Source organism: Rhizobium sp. 22-785-1, assembly GCF_053521965.1.
In genome coordinates this window covers 39,740-54,710 of sequence record NZ_JBNWDI010000008.1, presented here as the reverse complement: position 1 = coordinate 54,710, position 14,971 = coordinate 39,740, and the positions used below count along the sequence as shown (strand labels likewise).

The following is a 14,971-nucleotide window of genomic DNA, read 5'->3' as shown; positions in this document are numbered from 1 at the left end:
TCAATAACTATCGAAAAACGATCAGAATTCGGCTGTTCGGATCGAACGTGGTTTAAGACCGAACCTTTTGCGGAAGGCCTCTGAGAAATGCGAAGGATTCTTGAAGCCACATTCCAGGGCGATGTTGGAGATGGAAAAGTCTGTCGATTGCAACATCCCTAACCCCTTCTCCAATCTCGTGTTCAACAGAATCTGCGAAAATCCGGGACCGGATTTCGCTAGCCACCGCCGGAAACTGGCTTCACTCATGGCAAAATGCCGAGCAACGTCTTCCACCCGCCAAGGCTGGCTGATGTCGGTCTCTATCAGCCGCCGGACCTGGTTCCATGGCTGGTCTTCACCTCGCTTCGGCAAATGGACTCCGTGATGGCGAAGCCAGACCAGGGGTTCCAAAAGGCGGTGGCGCTTGATTGAGATGGGGGAAGCGTCATCATCCAGTGCTCGCCGCGTGATCTCCACGACATCATAGTCATCGCTTTGTGCCTTACGAATGATCTGAACGCCGGGCGAGCCCGCCGCGCGTGGCTGATCGGAGAAAGCCGAGTCAATCAACTCATGATCGAAGTAGATGCCGGTCGCCCTATAATTCGCGGCACTGACGGGACGGTTTTCCAAGGTGACGATAGAACCAGAGGGGAAGATCAGAACGTCACCGGCCTCGCCAACCAACTCGCCGTTCACAGGGCAGACGACCCTTTTGCTCCCCGCACAGATAAAGCACAGGAAAGTCAGACCGATGAACAGATCCGTGAATGTCGCTGCCGTTGCTTGGGTTATGGGAAACAGCGAGACGCCTGCACGATGAAAACCCAACTGCTCTGCCGATTGCGTGGTCATAAATCTCGTTCGTCCCTGCCTGCACTTTGGTTGAATATCTCGGCGATGCACATAGCGGCTTGAGCGGGACCGATGTCAATCAAACACTCGCTCCCGTGAGTCGGATGGAACTGGAGTGGCCGGAATGCTGAAACCACCCCTTGACAGCTTTCCGATTCGAGCGCATTGAATCGCCCATGATCAACGAACGCGCACCCATCTCCTGCACGTATTTTTGGGCCTACCTGTAAAGGGCGGCTCGACAGATCACTTTGTCAACAAGCCGCCGTTAGGCGGCTTTGTTGTTTTCCAAGCGTCCTGACGGCAAAAGACCAGAAAACCCGAAGGACCAGACCAATGACCGAAGACAGCCTTTTGACACTGCCGAGACCGCCCGTCGTCACCATACGTGGCGCGCGCCCGGCGGATTTGCCCGAACTCAACGAAATGATCACGCTGCTTGCCGCTCATCATGGCGATGCCGCAGCGATCACGCCTGAGAAGCTGGAGCGCGATCTTTTCGGCCAAGTCCCTTGGATCACCGCACTGGTGGCGGAAGCTGCAGGCGAGCTTATCGGCTACGCCATTCTCGTGCCGCTCTACCGCGCCCAGGAAGGCCGCCGAGGAATGGAGCTGCACCATCTCTTCGTGCGTGACGGTCATCGCGGACACGGCACCGGTCAGCACCTCGTGGCGCGCGCTCGCGATGTAGCCAAGCGATGCGGCTGCGACTTCCTGTCCGTCGGGGCTGCGACCGGCAATTTCGCCGCGCACAAGTTCTACGAAAACATGGATTTCATTTCGCGTCCCGTCACGGGCATGCGCTTCATGCAGGCGATCGCCTGATCCGCCTTCTGATCTTTTGGAGGATGACATGGCCCGTATTGCAATTGCCCTGACAGAAGAGTTTGCCGATTGGGAGCCTGCGCTGCTTGCCGCTGCGGCGCGGGGCTATCTTGGTGTCGAGATCGTAACGGCATCTCCAGATGGCCTACCCGTGACGTCCATGGGTGGGTTCAAGGTCGCGCCGGAAACGGCTTACGACGCCCTTGATCCTAGCACTATAGACGCCCTCGTCATTCCTGGCGGCCTGTCTTGGGAAAAGGGTAAGGCTCCCGATTTCAGCGATCTGGTCCATCGCTTTCGGGAAAAAGAACGCGTCGTCGCAGGGATCTGCGCCGCCGCGAGTGCGCTAGCAGGCACCGGCATCCTGAACCACGTTGCGCATACGGGGAACTCGCTGGACTCGCACCAGCGATATGACGCTTATGATGGGTCAGTGCTTTATCGCGACCAGCCGAGGGCTGTCAGCGACAAGGGCATCGTCACCGCGCCCGGCAACTCGCCGGTGAGCTTCGCGACAGAGGTATTGGAAGCCCTTGGTCTCTGGGGACCGGAAGCCGAATGCGAACTTTCGGTGTTTTCCGCAGAGCATCGATAGGGCGCCATGCCTCTCTCTGAAGCCACAAAGGCCGCTCTATGCAAGTCCACTCATCGTGCTTTCAACGGTCCAGAACACGACAGAGGCGCGCCGGTCCTTGCGCGTCTTCTACCGCCATGGCGCGGCGTAAATCACGGCTGTTGATGTGGAGGCTTCGGTCGGATGGAATTGTCATCCGCTCGATCTTCTTACGCGCAGCATCGAAAAAAGCGTCCCGGTTTTCCAGAAAGTAAGCCCGGCACGTCTGCGCTGTCGGCGCCTCTTGCAGGAGCGCCTTGAAGGCAAGACGATGCATGGCGCAAAGCGCGCCATGACCGGGAACCGGAAAACGCAGGCAATCGAGCTCATCGCTCCAGTCGGCTGCGTTTACCCCTGTGGTCATCTTACTTTGCAGCTTCGAAACGCTTGAGGAACAGGCCACTCAACGAGCCGAGGATCAGCCAGAAGACGAAGCTGGTAACGGTGGCGAGAACGACGAAGCGGCGCTCCAGCGGCAGAGGTGCCAGCGCGTGTTCACCTGCAGGCGGCAACGGCGCACCGACGACATGCGGCGCAACAATCAGCACGACAGCAAGGATCACCGCCCAAGGCTCTGAACGGCGAAACGCAAGAAGCGCAATGCCACCGGCCGTGGCTGCCGCGGTTGCGATCCACCAGATCTGGCGCGCACCGAGATCGGCAGCAGGGCTGCCCGGCAGTTCCGGCGGCAGGCCGATCATAGGGGCCAGCATGACGGCTGCAAAGCCGGCGAGCCCCCAGAAGAGCCCCTCGCGCCAGCCACCCTGCGCGCCGCGAAGCGAGATCAGGCCGGTGAGCACGAGCGCATAGCCGATGGCAGTCAGCACATTGGCGGCCACGGTGTAGGCGTTGCGCTCGAACCCATCGGCGGGGGCCCAAGCTTCAGCGTCGTGGTGGTGATCGGCAGGTGTTGCGGCATCATGCGAATGGTCTGCTTCGCTGCCGGCACCCTCGAACGTTTCCGCCTGGAGAATGAGCGGCGTTGTGCCAACCGCTTGCATGGCACTGACGGCCAGTCCGGTAATCAGGCCGACGAGCACAGCGGTAAAAACGATATTCCTGAAAAACGACATCTCAGTTCCCCTCAATGGCAGGGGAAGGCATTGGCGTGGCGCGTATCATGCGCCGCATTATGCATGGCCTCGACATGCGAGAAGCCGACGAAACCGACGATAAACAGTCCGAGCGCTACAGCGGTCAGGGCTTGAAGGAGTTTGGAAGTCGTTGAGGAAACGGCGCTCGACGCCGTGTTCTGTTGGATAGACATGGTGACCCTCTTTTTCAGCGGCGCGCTGTTTTCAGGCAGACGGACGCACGCGTTCAACATTCACCACGGGGAAAGACAAACAGGGCTTTTCGGACGGATGATTCCTGCCCGAAAACCGTGCTCTTCCGGACACCCCGCCGGCATTGACGACACTTCTTGATGGCAGGTCTCCTGGCTCGCGGGTCGTAGCTTTGAAAACGCCTTCCCGATGCAAAAAACAGCATCAGTGGCTTTCGTTTTCAGGCTCGCCGCTCACAGTTGCGGGGGCAGCCACGAATGAGAGCGAAGCTCCTATCGTGTTCCCTTTTCACTTTCCGGCAGGACCGGAAAGACCATCACCTGTCTGTTATTAGTCAGAGGTTGTGTAGAGTCAATGCGAGAAGCGCCGCCTCTTGCATTCAGGATTTCAGCGCGCCGGAACTGCCTTGAGATAAGCGGCGATCGCATTGCGGTCATCGGTAGAAAGCTTCGCCATGTTTTGCTGCACCTTGACCATGGAGCCGCCGACACTGTCGAACTCCGGCGTGAAGCCGGTCTCGAGGTAGTTGGCGATATCTGCTGCCGTCCAGGAGCTGATGGCCTGCGAGCCGGGCGTGATATCGGGGATCGTCCCCTCGCCTTCCGGGTTGGGGCCGCCCGCCAGCCACTTGTCCTTGATCAACCCGCCAAGTGCCGTGCGTGGCGTATGGCATTCGCCGCAATGGCCTGGACCTTCCACCAGATACTGGCCGCGTGCGACATCGGCGCTGGCATTGTCATTGGCAAGCTGCACGCGCGGCGCACCCTTGTCGAAATAGAGGAACTTCCAGCCACCGAGAGCCAGTCGCATGTCGAGCGGGAATGGTAGATCGTGGGCAGGCGCATCATTGGTGCTGGTGGGCAACGTCTTCAGATAGCCGAAGAGGTCGTTGATGTCCTGCGCCGTCATGCGGGCATAGGAGGTATATGGGAAGGAGGGATAGAGATGTTCGCCATTCTTTCCAACGCCTCTGGTCATGGCGTCACCGAATTCGGCCACTGTCCAGTTGCCGATACCGTGCTGAGGATCTGGCGAGATGTTGGGAACGTGAAAAGTGCCGAAAGGGCTCGGTAAGGCCTGGCCGCCGGAAAGCGTTTTCACGGCGTCTCCGGTCGCATCCGGGGCGGCGTGGCAGCTTGCGCATCCACCTGCCCAAAACAGAGTCTCGCCATTGGCAAGATCCGGCTCGCCCAGATTGGCCCAGTGGCTTGGTGGTTGGCGCTCAGGTGCCGTCACCCACATGAAGATACCGAAACCGGCAATCCCCGCGACCGCAATGCCGCCTGCCAGCTTTGCCCATATGGATGCCATCCGCCTCTCCGCCTAATCGATAAAACATCAAAAAAAAGAATAGCCCGCCGCTGAACCGGCGGGCGTGTCTTCGTCGTCTTACTTCTTCAGACGATAGGCCTGATGGCAGGAGCTGCAATCGGCGCCGAGCGTCTTCAGGGCAGCACCCGTGCTGGCCTGATCAGTCGGCAACTGTGCGAGCACCGCGTCAGCATCGGCGCCAAGCTTCTCAGACTTCGCCTTGAAGTCGGCGAAGTTCTGCCAGATGGCAGGCGACGCTGCACCGCCTTCGGAGCCCGCCGGGAACTGGTCCGGGAATGCCTTGGCGTTGGTGCTGATGGTGGTGACAGCGGTCTTCACGGTCTCGGCGTCGTACGGCTTTTCGCCCTTGGCGATCGCGCCGAGTGCGCCCATGGCGCCACCGATCTGCTTCATCAAGCCTTCGCGCTTTTCAACTTCGCCGGCCGCGGACACCGCTCCGGCGCAAAGACAGCCTATAAGAATGGATGCGGCAATCGTCTTGAATTTCATGCTCTCTCTCCTTGTTCCGGTGTCACCGGAGGGTGGTTGTTCGCCGTCCCGCATCGATCTCACGACACGCGCATGCGTGCCGGGCGGCACACCGAGTCGAACAGAGATGAAGATGCAGGCTACACGTGGCAAAAAGAAGTCACATTCAGGTGATTTTCCAAAGTAAAATCAGGCACCTAAACTTGTCTTTTTCAGTTTCCTTTCAACCCTTCCCAAAGCGTGAAGACGGCAACAAAAATCAGCAGCAGCCCGGCGATCCTACCGATGAGAATTGTCGCTCTAGGGGATGACACCAGAAAATCACGACTTTTGCCAGCGGTTAGCGCCAGCGTGCCATAGACGGCCAGTTGAGTCCCAGCAGTCATCAGCCCCATGACGATGCCTTGAACCCATATCGGACCATAGGCGGGTTTGAGAAATTGAGGGTAGACAGCCATCATGAAGAGATAGGCTTTCGGGTTGCTGAGGCAGGTAATGACTCCGCGCCGAAAGGCCCGCCAGGCGGAAGCGCTAGCACTGACCTCATCTGCTTCGATGACAATCGAGCTTCGTATCAGGCTGAACCCGATCCAGATCATATACGCCGCACCGAAGATCATCAGCGGCGTGAAAAGAACGGGAATGAGCGTCGCCAGAAGGGCAATGCCGATGGCGCCATAAAGTGAATGCACCGCTCCACCTGCGATGATGCCGGATGTCGCGGCAAGCCCGACGCGTCGCCCGCCAGTCAAGGAACTGGCCAGGACGAGGAGCATATCTATTTCTGGCAGCATGATGATACCAAAGAGCAGCGTGAAATAGAGCCAGAGGTTTTCAGTATAGGTCATGTCGGTCCGGACACATGGCGCGGAGAGAGGATCGAGAGAAATAATCGAAACCTTATCCACCCGGTGGAGGGACTGTATCAAATGAATAAGTGTGGTGGATTCAACTCGCTGACGAGACGCTTTTCAAAGCTTGTCTTGATCTTTCAGGTCATCTCATAAATTTTATTTTTATCGCATGTCGGCAGCGCAAAACCTCTGCACACCTTTGCACAACATGCTTTAGCGCCCATCGTTCGCTCAGAACATCAGAACGCGGTTCGTCTCGCGGCCAAAGCCACGAATGGCGATGCGATCCGGATGGACGTCGGCGATCGCAAAGGCATTTTGGTCCAGCGTGTCCACCATGCCTTTGATGTTGACGAAATGGGTATTGCCGATCGCGCCGTAATTGCCTTCGTGATTGTGCCCGCAGAACCACGCCTTGACGCTGTGGTGGGCTGCAAGCAGTTTCAGCACTTCGGGGGCATCCCACATATTATGCGCGTTCTCCGGAAAGAGCGGATAGTGGCAGAACAGAACGACATGTTCCTGCATGGCATCGGCCTTTGCGAGCGTCGCTTTTAGCCAGGAAAGTTGCTCATCGCTGAACGAGCCGTTCCAATCCTGCGCATTCAAAGCCCCGGCCTGCCGCAATGCCTCCAGGCGCATCTTTGCAAGCTCTCGACGGGGGTCCCCCAGCGGAGGCGCGAAGGTGCTCACATCATTGCCATCGAGCACGATGAAGCGGAATTCACCGAAACTGAAGTCATGCCATCTGGCCGGCATGCCGAGTCGCTCATGAACCTTTGCCAAATGCTCAGGCTCGACGGCGAAGTCGTGGTTGCCAGGAAGGAGTACGCAGCGATGCTTCAACTGGTCATAACATCCAAGGATAGCGTCGAAGCTATCCCAGCCTCGGTCGATCAGGTCGCCGAGGGTTACGACAAAAGCGAGATCCTCCTGGTTGAAGGCCCCAATCGCATCCGCCAGCTTCTTCGTACTTTCCGCGTAAAAGCGGTTCATCTCTGGTCTTGCAGGGATATCGGCATATTGCGGGTCGGCGACGATGCCGAATGAAAAGAGCGGTGTGGCGAGTGTATCTATCATGGTCGCTACCGCTTAAGAGCGCCGCATGACAGCGGTGTGACAGGCGCAGTAGAGGAGAGCGCGTCAAGGCTGCTTATGGGAACGGGGAGAAGCCGGAAAGCAAAACACCCGGCGCGAAGGCCGGGTGTTGCTTATCCGATCCAATCGGAAAATTACTTGGATGCGGCTTCGTAGCGCTCCAGAACGTAATCCCAGTTGATGAGATTATCGACGAAGGCTTCGAGGTACTTCGGACGCAGATTGCGGTAGTCGATGTAGTAGGAGTGTTCCCATACGTCGACGCCGAGGATCGGCTCTGCACCGTGAACCAGCGGGTTTTCGCCATTCGGTGTCTTGGAGATTTCAAGCTTGCCGTTCTTGACCGAGAGCCAAGCCCAGCCGGAGCCGAACTGCGTGGTGCCGGCTGCGATGAAGTCCGCCTTGAACTTGTCGTAACCGCCGAGATCGGAAGCGATCGCCTGCTCGAGCTTGCCGGGCAGCTTGTTGCCGCCGCCGTCCTTCTTCATCCACTTCCAGAAATGGACGTGGTTGTAATGCTGGGCGGCATTATTGAAAAGACCGGCATTGGTGCCGAAGGACTTCTTCACCACCTCTTCGAGCGAAAGGTCGGAAAGACCGGCTTCTGCAGCCAGCTTGTTGCCATTGTCCACATAGGCCTTGTGGTGCTTGTCGTGGTGAAACTCCAGCGTTTCGCGCGACATGTAGGGCGCAAGCGCATCATAATCATATGGGAGTTCGGGAAGTTCAAAGGCCATGGTTTTACTCCTTGTTGCAGCGGCTGGGCCGCTCCTCGAAACCTAGTGGGCGGACCATAGGATCAGCTATCAATTCAGGCAACCTGTGAATTATCAAAATGTTCCAGCAAAAGAGAAAATTCCTCTCGTGCCTCTTCAAAAACATGATTGCGACCCAGTTTGCCGTACCGATTCCGAACGATCCGTTCGGCTGATCTCGTGAGAAACTATAACAAGGACATGGCAATGAAACGACAGGCTCTGGTTTTGATCTTGGCATCCTTCGTGGCACTCCCCGCAGCCGCCTCGTCCGACAGCGCATGGGAAGAGTTCGTCGCCGACGTGCAGGCAAAATGCCTCGACGCGGGTGCGAGGCTGATGGATGATCCAAAGGCCGTGGTCGATCCGACAGGAAGCGAGAATTACGGTCTTGCGATCCTGACCGGAAAGGCAAAGGGAGCAGACGCCACCATCAGCCACATCTGCGTCTATGACAAGAAGACCAAGGCCGTTGAACTGGGAAGCGAACTTTCCGCGGATTCCGTCAAGGTCGAGCTTCCCGGCTCCACCAAGCCATAAGACTTAGAATCTTCGCGTCGTGTCCGCCTCGCCGAGCGGTCGCTGCATGAGAACGATATCCAGCCAGCGGCCATGCTTCCAGCCGACGGATTTTAGCGTACCCACCATCTCGAAACCCGTGGCGCGGTGAACGCCAACCGATGCGGCGTTCTCAGAATCGCCGACCACCGCTACCATCTGGCGAAAGCCCCGCGCCGTTGCCTCGTCAATGAGCGCCAGCAGCAGGGCCTTGCCAATGCCCAAGCCCTTTCGGTTCGGATCTACATAGATCGAGTCCTCCACCGTGGCGTCATAGGCCGGGCGCGCGCGGTGTGGTCCGGCATAGGCATAGCCGACGACCGTGCCTTCCATCTCCGCAACGATATAGGGAAAGCCGCCGGCGAGAAGCGTTGCCCGGCGTTCACGCATGACGTCAGCCGTCGGCGGCTCGATTTCGAAACTGGCGCTGCCATGGAGAACGGCGTCACGATAAATTGCGACGATCGCGGAAATATCACCCTCTTCGCAGGGGCGGATGATCAAGGCGGCTTTTGTCGGGGAGGTCATTGATGGGAGTCCTAAAAGGGTATGCGTCTCGTTGCAATCTGCACCAGAGACATACCCAAATAAAGATTATAGATCTTATGCAGAGCATAAGGATTTCTTTGTCATGGATTTGGACCTCCGACAGTTGAAGAGTTTCATTGATGTCTCGGAGCTTGGAAGCTTCTCCGCCGCGGCCGAGAAGGCACGGCTGACCCAGCCCGCCATCAGCCTCCACATTCGATCGCTTGAAAAGCAACTCGGCGTTCGACTCATTGAGCGTGTTGGACGCAAAGCGCAGCCAACGCCCGCAGGCCGTGATCTACTGGTTCATGCAAGACGCATATCCGACGAGGTATCTCAGGCCATCGACACAGTCGCGCCGCACCGAGGTGGCCAGAGCGGCCGTTTGCGCATCGGCACCGGCGCAACGGCCTTGATCTACTTTATGCCGGCAATATTGCGCGAGATCCGCTATCGAATGCCTGGCATCGAAATTAGGGTGGAAACCGGCAATACGCCGGATGTCGTTCGCCTTCTCGAAAACAACGAAATCGACGCCGCGATCGTCACGCTCCCCGTCACCGGTCGCAGCCTTGATCTGCGCAAGGTCCACCGGGAGGAGTTGCTCGCAATTTTTCCGCATGACGCGTCAGACATTCCTCAAGTCATAGATCCAGGCTATCTTTGCGCTCGGTCGCTGCTGCTTTATCAAGGCGGCAATACCCGGAAGCTCGTGGACGGGTGGCTGAAAGAGAGAGGTGGACGAGTTCAGCCCATCATGGAGCTTGGAAGTGTCGAGGCGCTGAAGACGCTGGTGGAAGCCGGTCTTGGCGTCGCCATTGTGCCTGCAATGGCCGTTGGTGACCTCGAACGGAGCAAACTGCAAATACGATCGCTTGTGCCGAAGCTGGAACGTGACCTCGTGCTGGCGCTCAGGCGCGATAAGCACATGAGTGCGCCGCTCCGCGCCCTGGTCGCTGCGCTTAACCGCCAGTCAGAAGCGTAAGCGCAATCAGCCACATGACTAGCGCGATGATACCTTCCAGAATGCGCCAAGCGAATGGATTGGCAAAAACGGGTCGCAACAAGCGCGCACCATAGCCAAGCGAGAAGAAAAACACGCCCGACGCCGTGGCCGCACCGGCTCCGAAGACCGCTTCCTTGTCGGGAAACTGCGTCGAGATCGTGCCGAGAAGAACGACCGTATCGAGATAGACATGCGGGTTCAGCCATGTCAGTGCCACACAGGTCAGAAGCGTTGTAGCGAAGGGCGCGACCGTGCCGGACGCAGCGGCCAAAACCTCCGAAGAGCGAAGCGCCGATTGCAGGCTTTTTGCGCCATACCACACCAGAAACGCGGCACCCGCATAGCGCATGGCGGGCTCGATTGCAGGCATGACCGTGGCGATCTGCCGGAACGCTGTGACGCCGACGGTAATCAGGATCGCATCCGACAGCGCGCAGGCCAGACAGACGGCGAAGACGTGATCACCTCTAAGCCCCTGACGCAACACGAAGGCATTCTGCGCACCGATGGCCATGATCAACGTCAGCCCCATGGTGAAGCCTGTGAAATAAACCGAAAAATCCATGCGATGCCCCTTGTGCCTCAGCATCGAATAGTTGGCGGGAAACCATTAATACAGTTAAAGATACTTATTTCGATTAAGCAGGGCTAAATCTATGGACTATGCATCGCTTCGCGCAGTGGCAATGGTGGTGCAGACCGGCAGCTTCGAAAAGGCGGCACTTTCTTTGCACGTCACGCCATCGGCCATCTCTCAGCGGGTTAAGCAACTGGAAGAGCGGCTGGGCGCCGTCCTCATACTGCGTGGAAATCCCTGTACCGCCACCGAGAAAGGTGCGTGGGTCTGCCGCCACATGGAGCATGTGGGGATGCTGGAGTCGGAGCTTTTCAGCCAGCTTCCCGCGCTCCTCTCTTCGGATGAACCCAGCAGCCGGGTAACGCTCCATATCGCCACCAATGCCGATAGTCTCGGTACTTGGTTCCTGAAGGCGGTTTCCGCTTTCACTCGCCAGTCTGGCTTCCTCCTGAATGTGGCAGTGGACGATCAGGACCACACGGCCGAGTGGCTACAGCGCGGACGCGTGCTCGCGGCAGTGACGAGTCTGGAGAAGCCGGTCCAGGGCTGCCGCGTCACGCCGCTCGGCTTTCTGCGGTATCACGCAACAGCGAGCGCAGCGTTTGTCGACCAGTATTTTCCCAACAGCGTGACTGAAGCCGGACTTGCACAAGCGCCCGCCCTCACCTTCAACCAGAAAGATCGGCTTCAGCAGCAATGGATCCGCCAGGTTTTTGGCGCGGCGATTGCCCACCCAACCCACTGGCTTCCCTCTACCCAAAGCTTCGTCGATGCAGCCTTGTTGGGCATGGGCTGGGGCATGAACCCGGACCTTCTGGTGCGAGATCATCTGGCGGGCGGACGATTGGTAGAACTCAAGCCCGGCACGCCGCTCGATGTCCCGCTGTTCTGGCAGGTCAATAGACTGGCGGCGGATCGGCTGAAGCCCTTGACGGATGCGGTCGTCGAGGTGGCACGTCGCGAACTGGTGCAGGCAAAGGGCGAATAGAACTCCCTGCGACGTCGAATTTACTTACGTCCACAGGGAGGGTTCACTCCATATCCTCACTCCGCTGGAACGGTGGATTTCGCCCAGTCCAGGTAAAGGTCCAGAGCTTTGCGAGCCACGGGGCCTGCCTGAAGTTCGCGGTCATCCAGCTTGATGACCGGGGAAACCTTGGAATAGTTGCCGGAGCAGAAGATTTCGTCCGCGTTGCGGAAGTCCTCGACTGAAAGTGTCGCCTCACGCACGTCGAAACCGGCCTGCCGCAACAACATCATCACGCGTGAGCGGGTGATGCCCGCCAGGAACGTCCGGTTCGGCATCGGCGTAAAGACAATGCCGTCCTTCACCATGAAAACGTTGGAGGATGCAGACTCGGCGACATTGCCGTTCATATCGCGCATCAGCGCATTGTCAAAGCCGCGCGAACGGGCTTCGATGATGGCGCGACCGCTATTGGGATAGAGGCTTCCAGCCTTGGCATCGGTCATGGCCGTTTCCGGGGAAGGGCGACGAAGCGGAGAAACAGTCAGCGTTAACGGTACACCGGCATCCATCGGCGCCTCGAACAAGCAGAGGGCAAAGCGAGTAGACTCGGCATCGGGCGCCACGACGGAGCCGCGCATGCCATGCTCCGCCCAGTACATCGGCTTGATGTAAATCGCCATATTGCCGTCGAACTTCTTCACGCCTTCCAGCGCCAATTGCTCGATTTCTTCCGCAGTCATGGTCGGCTTCATGCCCATATTGACGGCGGAGCGGTTGACACGCTGGCAATGCAGATCGAGGTCCGGCGCCACTCCGTCGAACCAGCGTGCGCCATCGAAGACGGTAGAAGCAAGCCACATGGCATGCGAAGTCGGTCCGATCAGAGGAGGATTGCCAGGAAGCCATTGACCATCGACATGGGTCCAGGTGGTGGAACGGGGTGCGGTATCGACGGACATGGCATTCTCCTTCTTGAATGCGTCGGAATGAATGCCCGTGCGGCTATGACGTCAAGGTGAAATTCCCGACAAAACGCAAAAGGAAGGATTATTGCCCGAGCATTGTTGTGAAATGTGCATTTGTTGCGTGCAGCCAAGAGCTTGATCTGGGCGTTGATGCTCCGATCGAGTTGATCTGGCGGTTGCAAGAACGCTGTGTCATCTTCGGTATTATACGAGCGCAGGGAGAGACGGAATGGCATGGTCGGCACAGCAATATCTGAAATTCGAAGACGAGCGGACGCGGCCGGCGCGTGACCTTCTGGCGCAGGTTCCACTGGAGCGCGTGATGACGGGCTTCGACCTTGGCTGCGGCCCAGGCAACTCGACAGAGCTCCTGACGGAGCGCTACGGCGTCAACGTCATTACGGGGGTCGATAGCGACGACAACATGCTGGAAGAAGCAGCGGTCAGGCTGCCGATGACGCAATTCGTTCAAGCTGATCTTTCATCCTGGCTTCCGGACGAACCTGCCGATCTGCTCTACGCCAATGCTGTGTTCCAATGGCTGCCGAACCATATCGACCTTCTCGAACGGCTGATGGATCACCTCAACCCCGGAGGCGTCCTCGCCATCCAGATGCCGGACAACCTTAATGAGCCCGGCCATTTGCTGATGGAGGAAACGAGCCGCTCCGGCCCATGGAGCGTGAACTTCGAGGGGCGGCAACTGCGCCGCCAGCCTCTGCCTTCTCCCGCCGACTACATCGATCGGCTGGCGCCGAAAGCGCTTCGTGTCGATGTGTGGCACAGTATTTACAATCACCCCATGGCCGATGCCAGCGCCATCGTCGAGTGGGTGAAAGGTACGGGCCTTCGCCCTTATCTGGCAACGGCCGGCGCTGAACATCAGGACGCTTTTCTAAAGGATTACCGGCAGCGGATCGACGCTGCCTACCCGCCTCTTGCGGATGGAAGACGCCTCCTGCGCTTTCCGCGATTGTTCATCGTCACGGTCAAATCCTGATCATCGATGGCCAGGCACCGTGGCGATGCCTGGCCCTCCGAGCACGACTAAGCTTCAGCCGTGGAAGGCGTAGACACGCAGACGATAGCCATCCGGATCCGCCGCCAGAAACGTGCGGCCAAAATCCATCACTGTTGGCTCTTGGAGAATTGTCAGCCCTTTGCTCTTCCACTCAACATGACATACATCCACAGCATCGTCCGAGTGTAGAACAAAGGCAATTTCGACAGCGCTGCCGTCGGACGATAGCGGCGGCGCGACGCTGTGGCGAGACCACAGCCCAAGCCGCATGCCGCTTTTCAGATTGAATAAAGCAAATGTGTCCGAGAGTTCGACAGGTTCTGCGTCAAGCAGATTGCCATAGAAAGCAGCGCTCTGGCGGGGATCTTTGGCGAAAAGAATGATGAAGTTCGGGTGTTCCACGATCGGTCTCCTTTGTTGATGGAAAGACCTTAGCGAAGCACAGTGTCAGTTTCTGTCAGCAGCCTCCTGCCGCGCCGTCATCATCTTTCGCCAACCGCTCAGCAGTGCCTCCCGACGCTTTGAATAACGCGTCTCGGTCGAGGTAAAAGACAAGATGCGGTCCGCACGGAAACTGCGATAATCCTGCCGGAGTTCGCACCATGCCAGCAACACCCGCACCTGATCGAAAAAGGCCAATGCGAAGGGCCAGATAATCCGGCGGCTGCTGCGTCCCTGTTCATCGGCGTAATCGATTTCCATCTTCGTCTGGCTGCGAATGGCATTTCTAATCGTACCGAGATCGACATGCGGCATATCGATGACCTTACCGGGCCCGACAAGAAGCGTGGAGTTGTCCAGCTCTTCTGCCAGGGCTTTTGGCAGGACCGCGGCGATCTTGGAGAGCCCGGCTCGGGCCGCCTCCGCCAAAGCACCATCTGCCCTGCCTGCCACCCACCGAGAGCCCAAAACCAGCGCCTCGATCTCCGCTTCGGAAAACATCAGCGGCGGAAGTAGATAGCCAGGTCTCAACACATAACCGACACCGGCCTCTCCTTCGATATTCGCACCCTGCGCCTGAAGCGTGGCGATATCGCGGTAGAGCGTGCGCAGGCTCACCCCGGTGGCTGACGCCAGTTCCGCACCGCCAATCGGTCCACGACGGCTACGCAGCAATTGAAGGAGATCAAGTAGACGTTGCGAACGTGACAATGATTTCTCCGGCCACACTGACATCATTTGCTTGCCGCCCAGCAAAACAAACAAATATCAAATCTAAACGGCGATTTTTATTGGTCGAGTAAAATTTTTACGGCGTTCAAAACCGTTTGTTATTCA

General features: G+C 58.0%; 20 protein-coding genes and 1 riboswitch. Of the genes, 6 read left to right on the top strand and 14 right to left on the bottom strand.

The window, feature by feature from the left end; genetic code table 11:
- Window positions 1-21: 21 nt before the first annotated feature.
- Window positions 22-837: a helix-turn-helix transcriptional regulator gene (locus ACQZ5M_RS16290; protein ID WP_449080288.1), complete on the bottom strand. Its 816-nt coding sequence runs from the start codon at window positions 835-837 to the stop codon at window positions 22-24.
- A 336-nt stretch (window positions 838-1,173) separates the two neighbouring features.
- Between ACQZ5M_RS16290 and ACQZ5M_RS16285 the strand changes: the two genes are divergently transcribed.
- Entirely contained in the window at window positions 1,174-1,662 is a 489-nt protein-coding gene (locus ACQZ5M_RS16285) for a GNAT family N-acetyltransferase (protein WP_296017151.1), read from the top strand.
- 28 nt (window positions 1,663-1,690) lie between these two features.
- The gene (locus ACQZ5M_RS16280; protein WP_449080287.1) at window positions 1,691-2,257 is read left to right on the top strand and encodes a type 1 glutamine amidotransferase family protein; all 567 of its coding nucleotides are present in this window, start codon (window positions 1,691-1,693) and stop codon (window positions 2,255-2,257) included.
- 61 nt (window positions 2,258-2,318) lie between these two features.
- Here ACQZ5M_RS16280 and ACQZ5M_RS16275 read toward each other — a convergent pair whose 3' ends face one another.
- The 8 genes from ACQZ5M_RS16275 to ACQZ5M_RS16240 form a co-directional block, all read right to left on the bottom strand.
- The gene (locus ACQZ5M_RS16275; RefSeq protein WP_449080286.1) at window positions 2,319-2,639 is read right to left on the bottom strand and encodes a hypothetical protein; all 321 of its coding nucleotides are present in this window, start codon (window positions 2,637-2,639) and stop codon (window positions 2,319-2,321) included.
- A gap of 1 nt (window position 2,640) precedes the next feature.
- Window positions 2,641-3,348, bottom strand: coding sequence for a CbtA family protein (locus ACQZ5M_RS16270; RefSeq protein WP_449080285.1), 708 nt, complete (start codon window positions 3,346-3,348; stop codon window positions 2,641-2,643).
- Window positions 3,349-3,359: 11 nt separating this feature from the next.
- Window positions 3,360-3,542 (bottom strand): CbtB domain-containing protein, encoded by a 183-nt coding sequence (locus ACQZ5M_RS16265; RefSeq protein WP_296037066.1) that lies wholly within the window; start codon window positions 3,540-3,542, stop codon window positions 3,360-3,362.
- 144 nt (window positions 3,543-3,686) lie between these two features.
- Window positions 3,687-3,894, bottom strand: a riboswitch (cobalamin riboswitch).
- 54 nt (window positions 3,895-3,948) lie between these two features.
- A complete protein-coding gene (locus ACQZ5M_RS16260) occupies window positions 3,949-4,872 on the bottom strand; it encodes a c-type cytochrome (protein WP_449080284.1) in 924 nt (307 codons plus the stop codon).
- Window positions 4,873-4,950: 78 nt separating this feature from the next.
- On the bottom strand, window positions 4,951-5,382 hold the full coding sequence (locus ACQZ5M_RS16255) for a c-type cytochrome (protein ID WP_162686460.1): 432 nt from the start codon (window positions 5,380-5,382) through the stop codon (window positions 4,951-4,953).
- Window positions 5,383-5,573: 191 nt separating this feature from the next.
- Entirely contained in the window at window positions 5,574-6,209 is a 636-nt protein-coding gene (locus ACQZ5M_RS16250) for a LysE family translocator (protein ID WP_449080283.1), read from the bottom strand.
- 237 nt (window positions 6,210-6,446) lie between these two features.
- Complete coding sequence (locus tag ACQZ5M_RS16245; RefSeq protein ID WP_449080282.1) at window positions 6,447-7,295, bottom strand: metallophosphoesterase; 849 nt, start codon at window positions 7,293-7,295, stop codon at window positions 6,447-6,449.
- A 152-nt stretch (window positions 7,296-7,447) separates the two neighbouring features.
- Window positions 7,448-8,050, bottom strand: coding sequence for a superoxide dismutase (locus tag ACQZ5M_RS16240; RefSeq protein WP_062425801.1), 603 nt, complete (start codon window positions 8,048-8,050; stop codon window positions 7,448-7,450).
- 225 nt (window positions 8,051-8,275) lie between these two features.
- Between ACQZ5M_RS16240 and ACQZ5M_RS16235 the strand changes: the two genes are divergently transcribed.
- Window positions 8,276-8,608: a hypothetical protein gene (locus tag ACQZ5M_RS16235; RefSeq protein ID WP_296037075.1), complete on the top strand. Its 333-nt coding sequence runs from the start codon at window positions 8,276-8,278 to the stop codon at window positions 8,606-8,608.
- Window positions 8,609-8,611: 3 nt separating this feature from the next.
- Here the strand turns inward: ACQZ5M_RS16235 and ACQZ5M_RS16230 are convergent, their stop codons facing one another.
- On the bottom strand, window positions 8,612-9,154 hold the full coding sequence (locus tag ACQZ5M_RS16230) for a GNAT family N-acetyltransferase (protein WP_296073774.1): 543 nt from the start codon (window positions 9,152-9,154) through the stop codon (window positions 8,612-8,614).
- Window positions 9,155-9,257: 103 nt separating this feature from the next.
- Between ACQZ5M_RS16230 and ACQZ5M_RS16225 the strand changes: the two genes are divergently transcribed.
- Window positions 9,258-10,139 (top strand): LysR family transcriptional regulator, encoded by an 882-nt coding sequence (locus ACQZ5M_RS16225; protein ID WP_449080281.1) that lies wholly within the window; start codon window positions 9,258-9,260, stop codon window positions 10,137-10,139.
- Here the strand turns inward: ACQZ5M_RS16225 and ACQZ5M_RS16220 are convergent.
- Complete coding sequence (locus tag ACQZ5M_RS16220; RefSeq protein ID WP_449080280.1) at window positions 10,117-10,725, bottom strand: LysE/ArgO family amino acid transporter; 609 nt, start codon at window positions 10,723-10,725, stop codon at window positions 10,117-10,119. The genes ACQZ5M_RS16225 and ACQZ5M_RS16220 overlap by 23 nt on opposite strands.
- A gap of 91 nt (window positions 10,726-10,816) precedes the next feature.
- Between ACQZ5M_RS16220 and ACQZ5M_RS16215 the strand changes: the two genes are divergently transcribed.
- Window positions 10,817-11,725 (top strand): LysR family transcriptional regulator ArgP, encoded by a 909-nt coding sequence (locus ACQZ5M_RS16215; RefSeq protein WP_449080279.1) that lies wholly within the window; start codon window positions 10,817-10,819, stop codon window positions 11,723-11,725.
- Between the two features lie 56 nt (window positions 11,726-11,781).
- Here the strand turns inward: ACQZ5M_RS16215 and ACQZ5M_RS16210 are convergent, their stop codons facing one another.
- Window positions 11,782-12,666, bottom strand: a complete 885-nt coding sequence (locus ACQZ5M_RS16210) for a branched-chain amino acid aminotransferase (protein ID WP_449080278.1) — start codon at window positions 12,664-12,666, stop codon at window positions 11,782-11,784.
- A gap of 235 nt (window positions 12,667-12,901) precedes the next feature.
- Here ACQZ5M_RS16210 and tam point away from each other — a divergent pair, with 235 nt between their 5' ends.
- Complete coding sequence (tam, locus tag ACQZ5M_RS16205; protein WP_449080277.1) at window positions 12,902-13,672, top strand: trans-aconitate 2-methyltransferase; 771 nt, start codon at window positions 12,902-12,904, stop codon at window positions 13,670-13,672.
- Between the two features lie 54 nt (window positions 13,673-13,726).
- On the opposite strand, the gene ACQZ5M_RS16200 is transcribed toward tam, so the two are convergent.
- Both ACQZ5M_RS16200 and ACQZ5M_RS16195 read right to left on the bottom strand, forming a co-directional pair.
- Window positions 13,727-14,095, bottom strand: coding sequence for a VOC family protein (locus ACQZ5M_RS16200; RefSeq protein WP_296073762.1), 369 nt, complete (start codon window positions 14,093-14,095; stop codon window positions 13,727-13,729).
- 45 nt (window positions 14,096-14,140) lie between these two features.
- Window positions 14,141-14,845, bottom strand: a complete 705-nt coding sequence (locus ACQZ5M_RS16195) for a helix-turn-helix transcriptional regulator (protein ID WP_296017188.1) — start codon at window positions 14,843-14,845, stop codon at window positions 14,141-14,143.
- Between the last annotated feature and the right edge of the window lie 126 nt (window positions 14,846-14,971).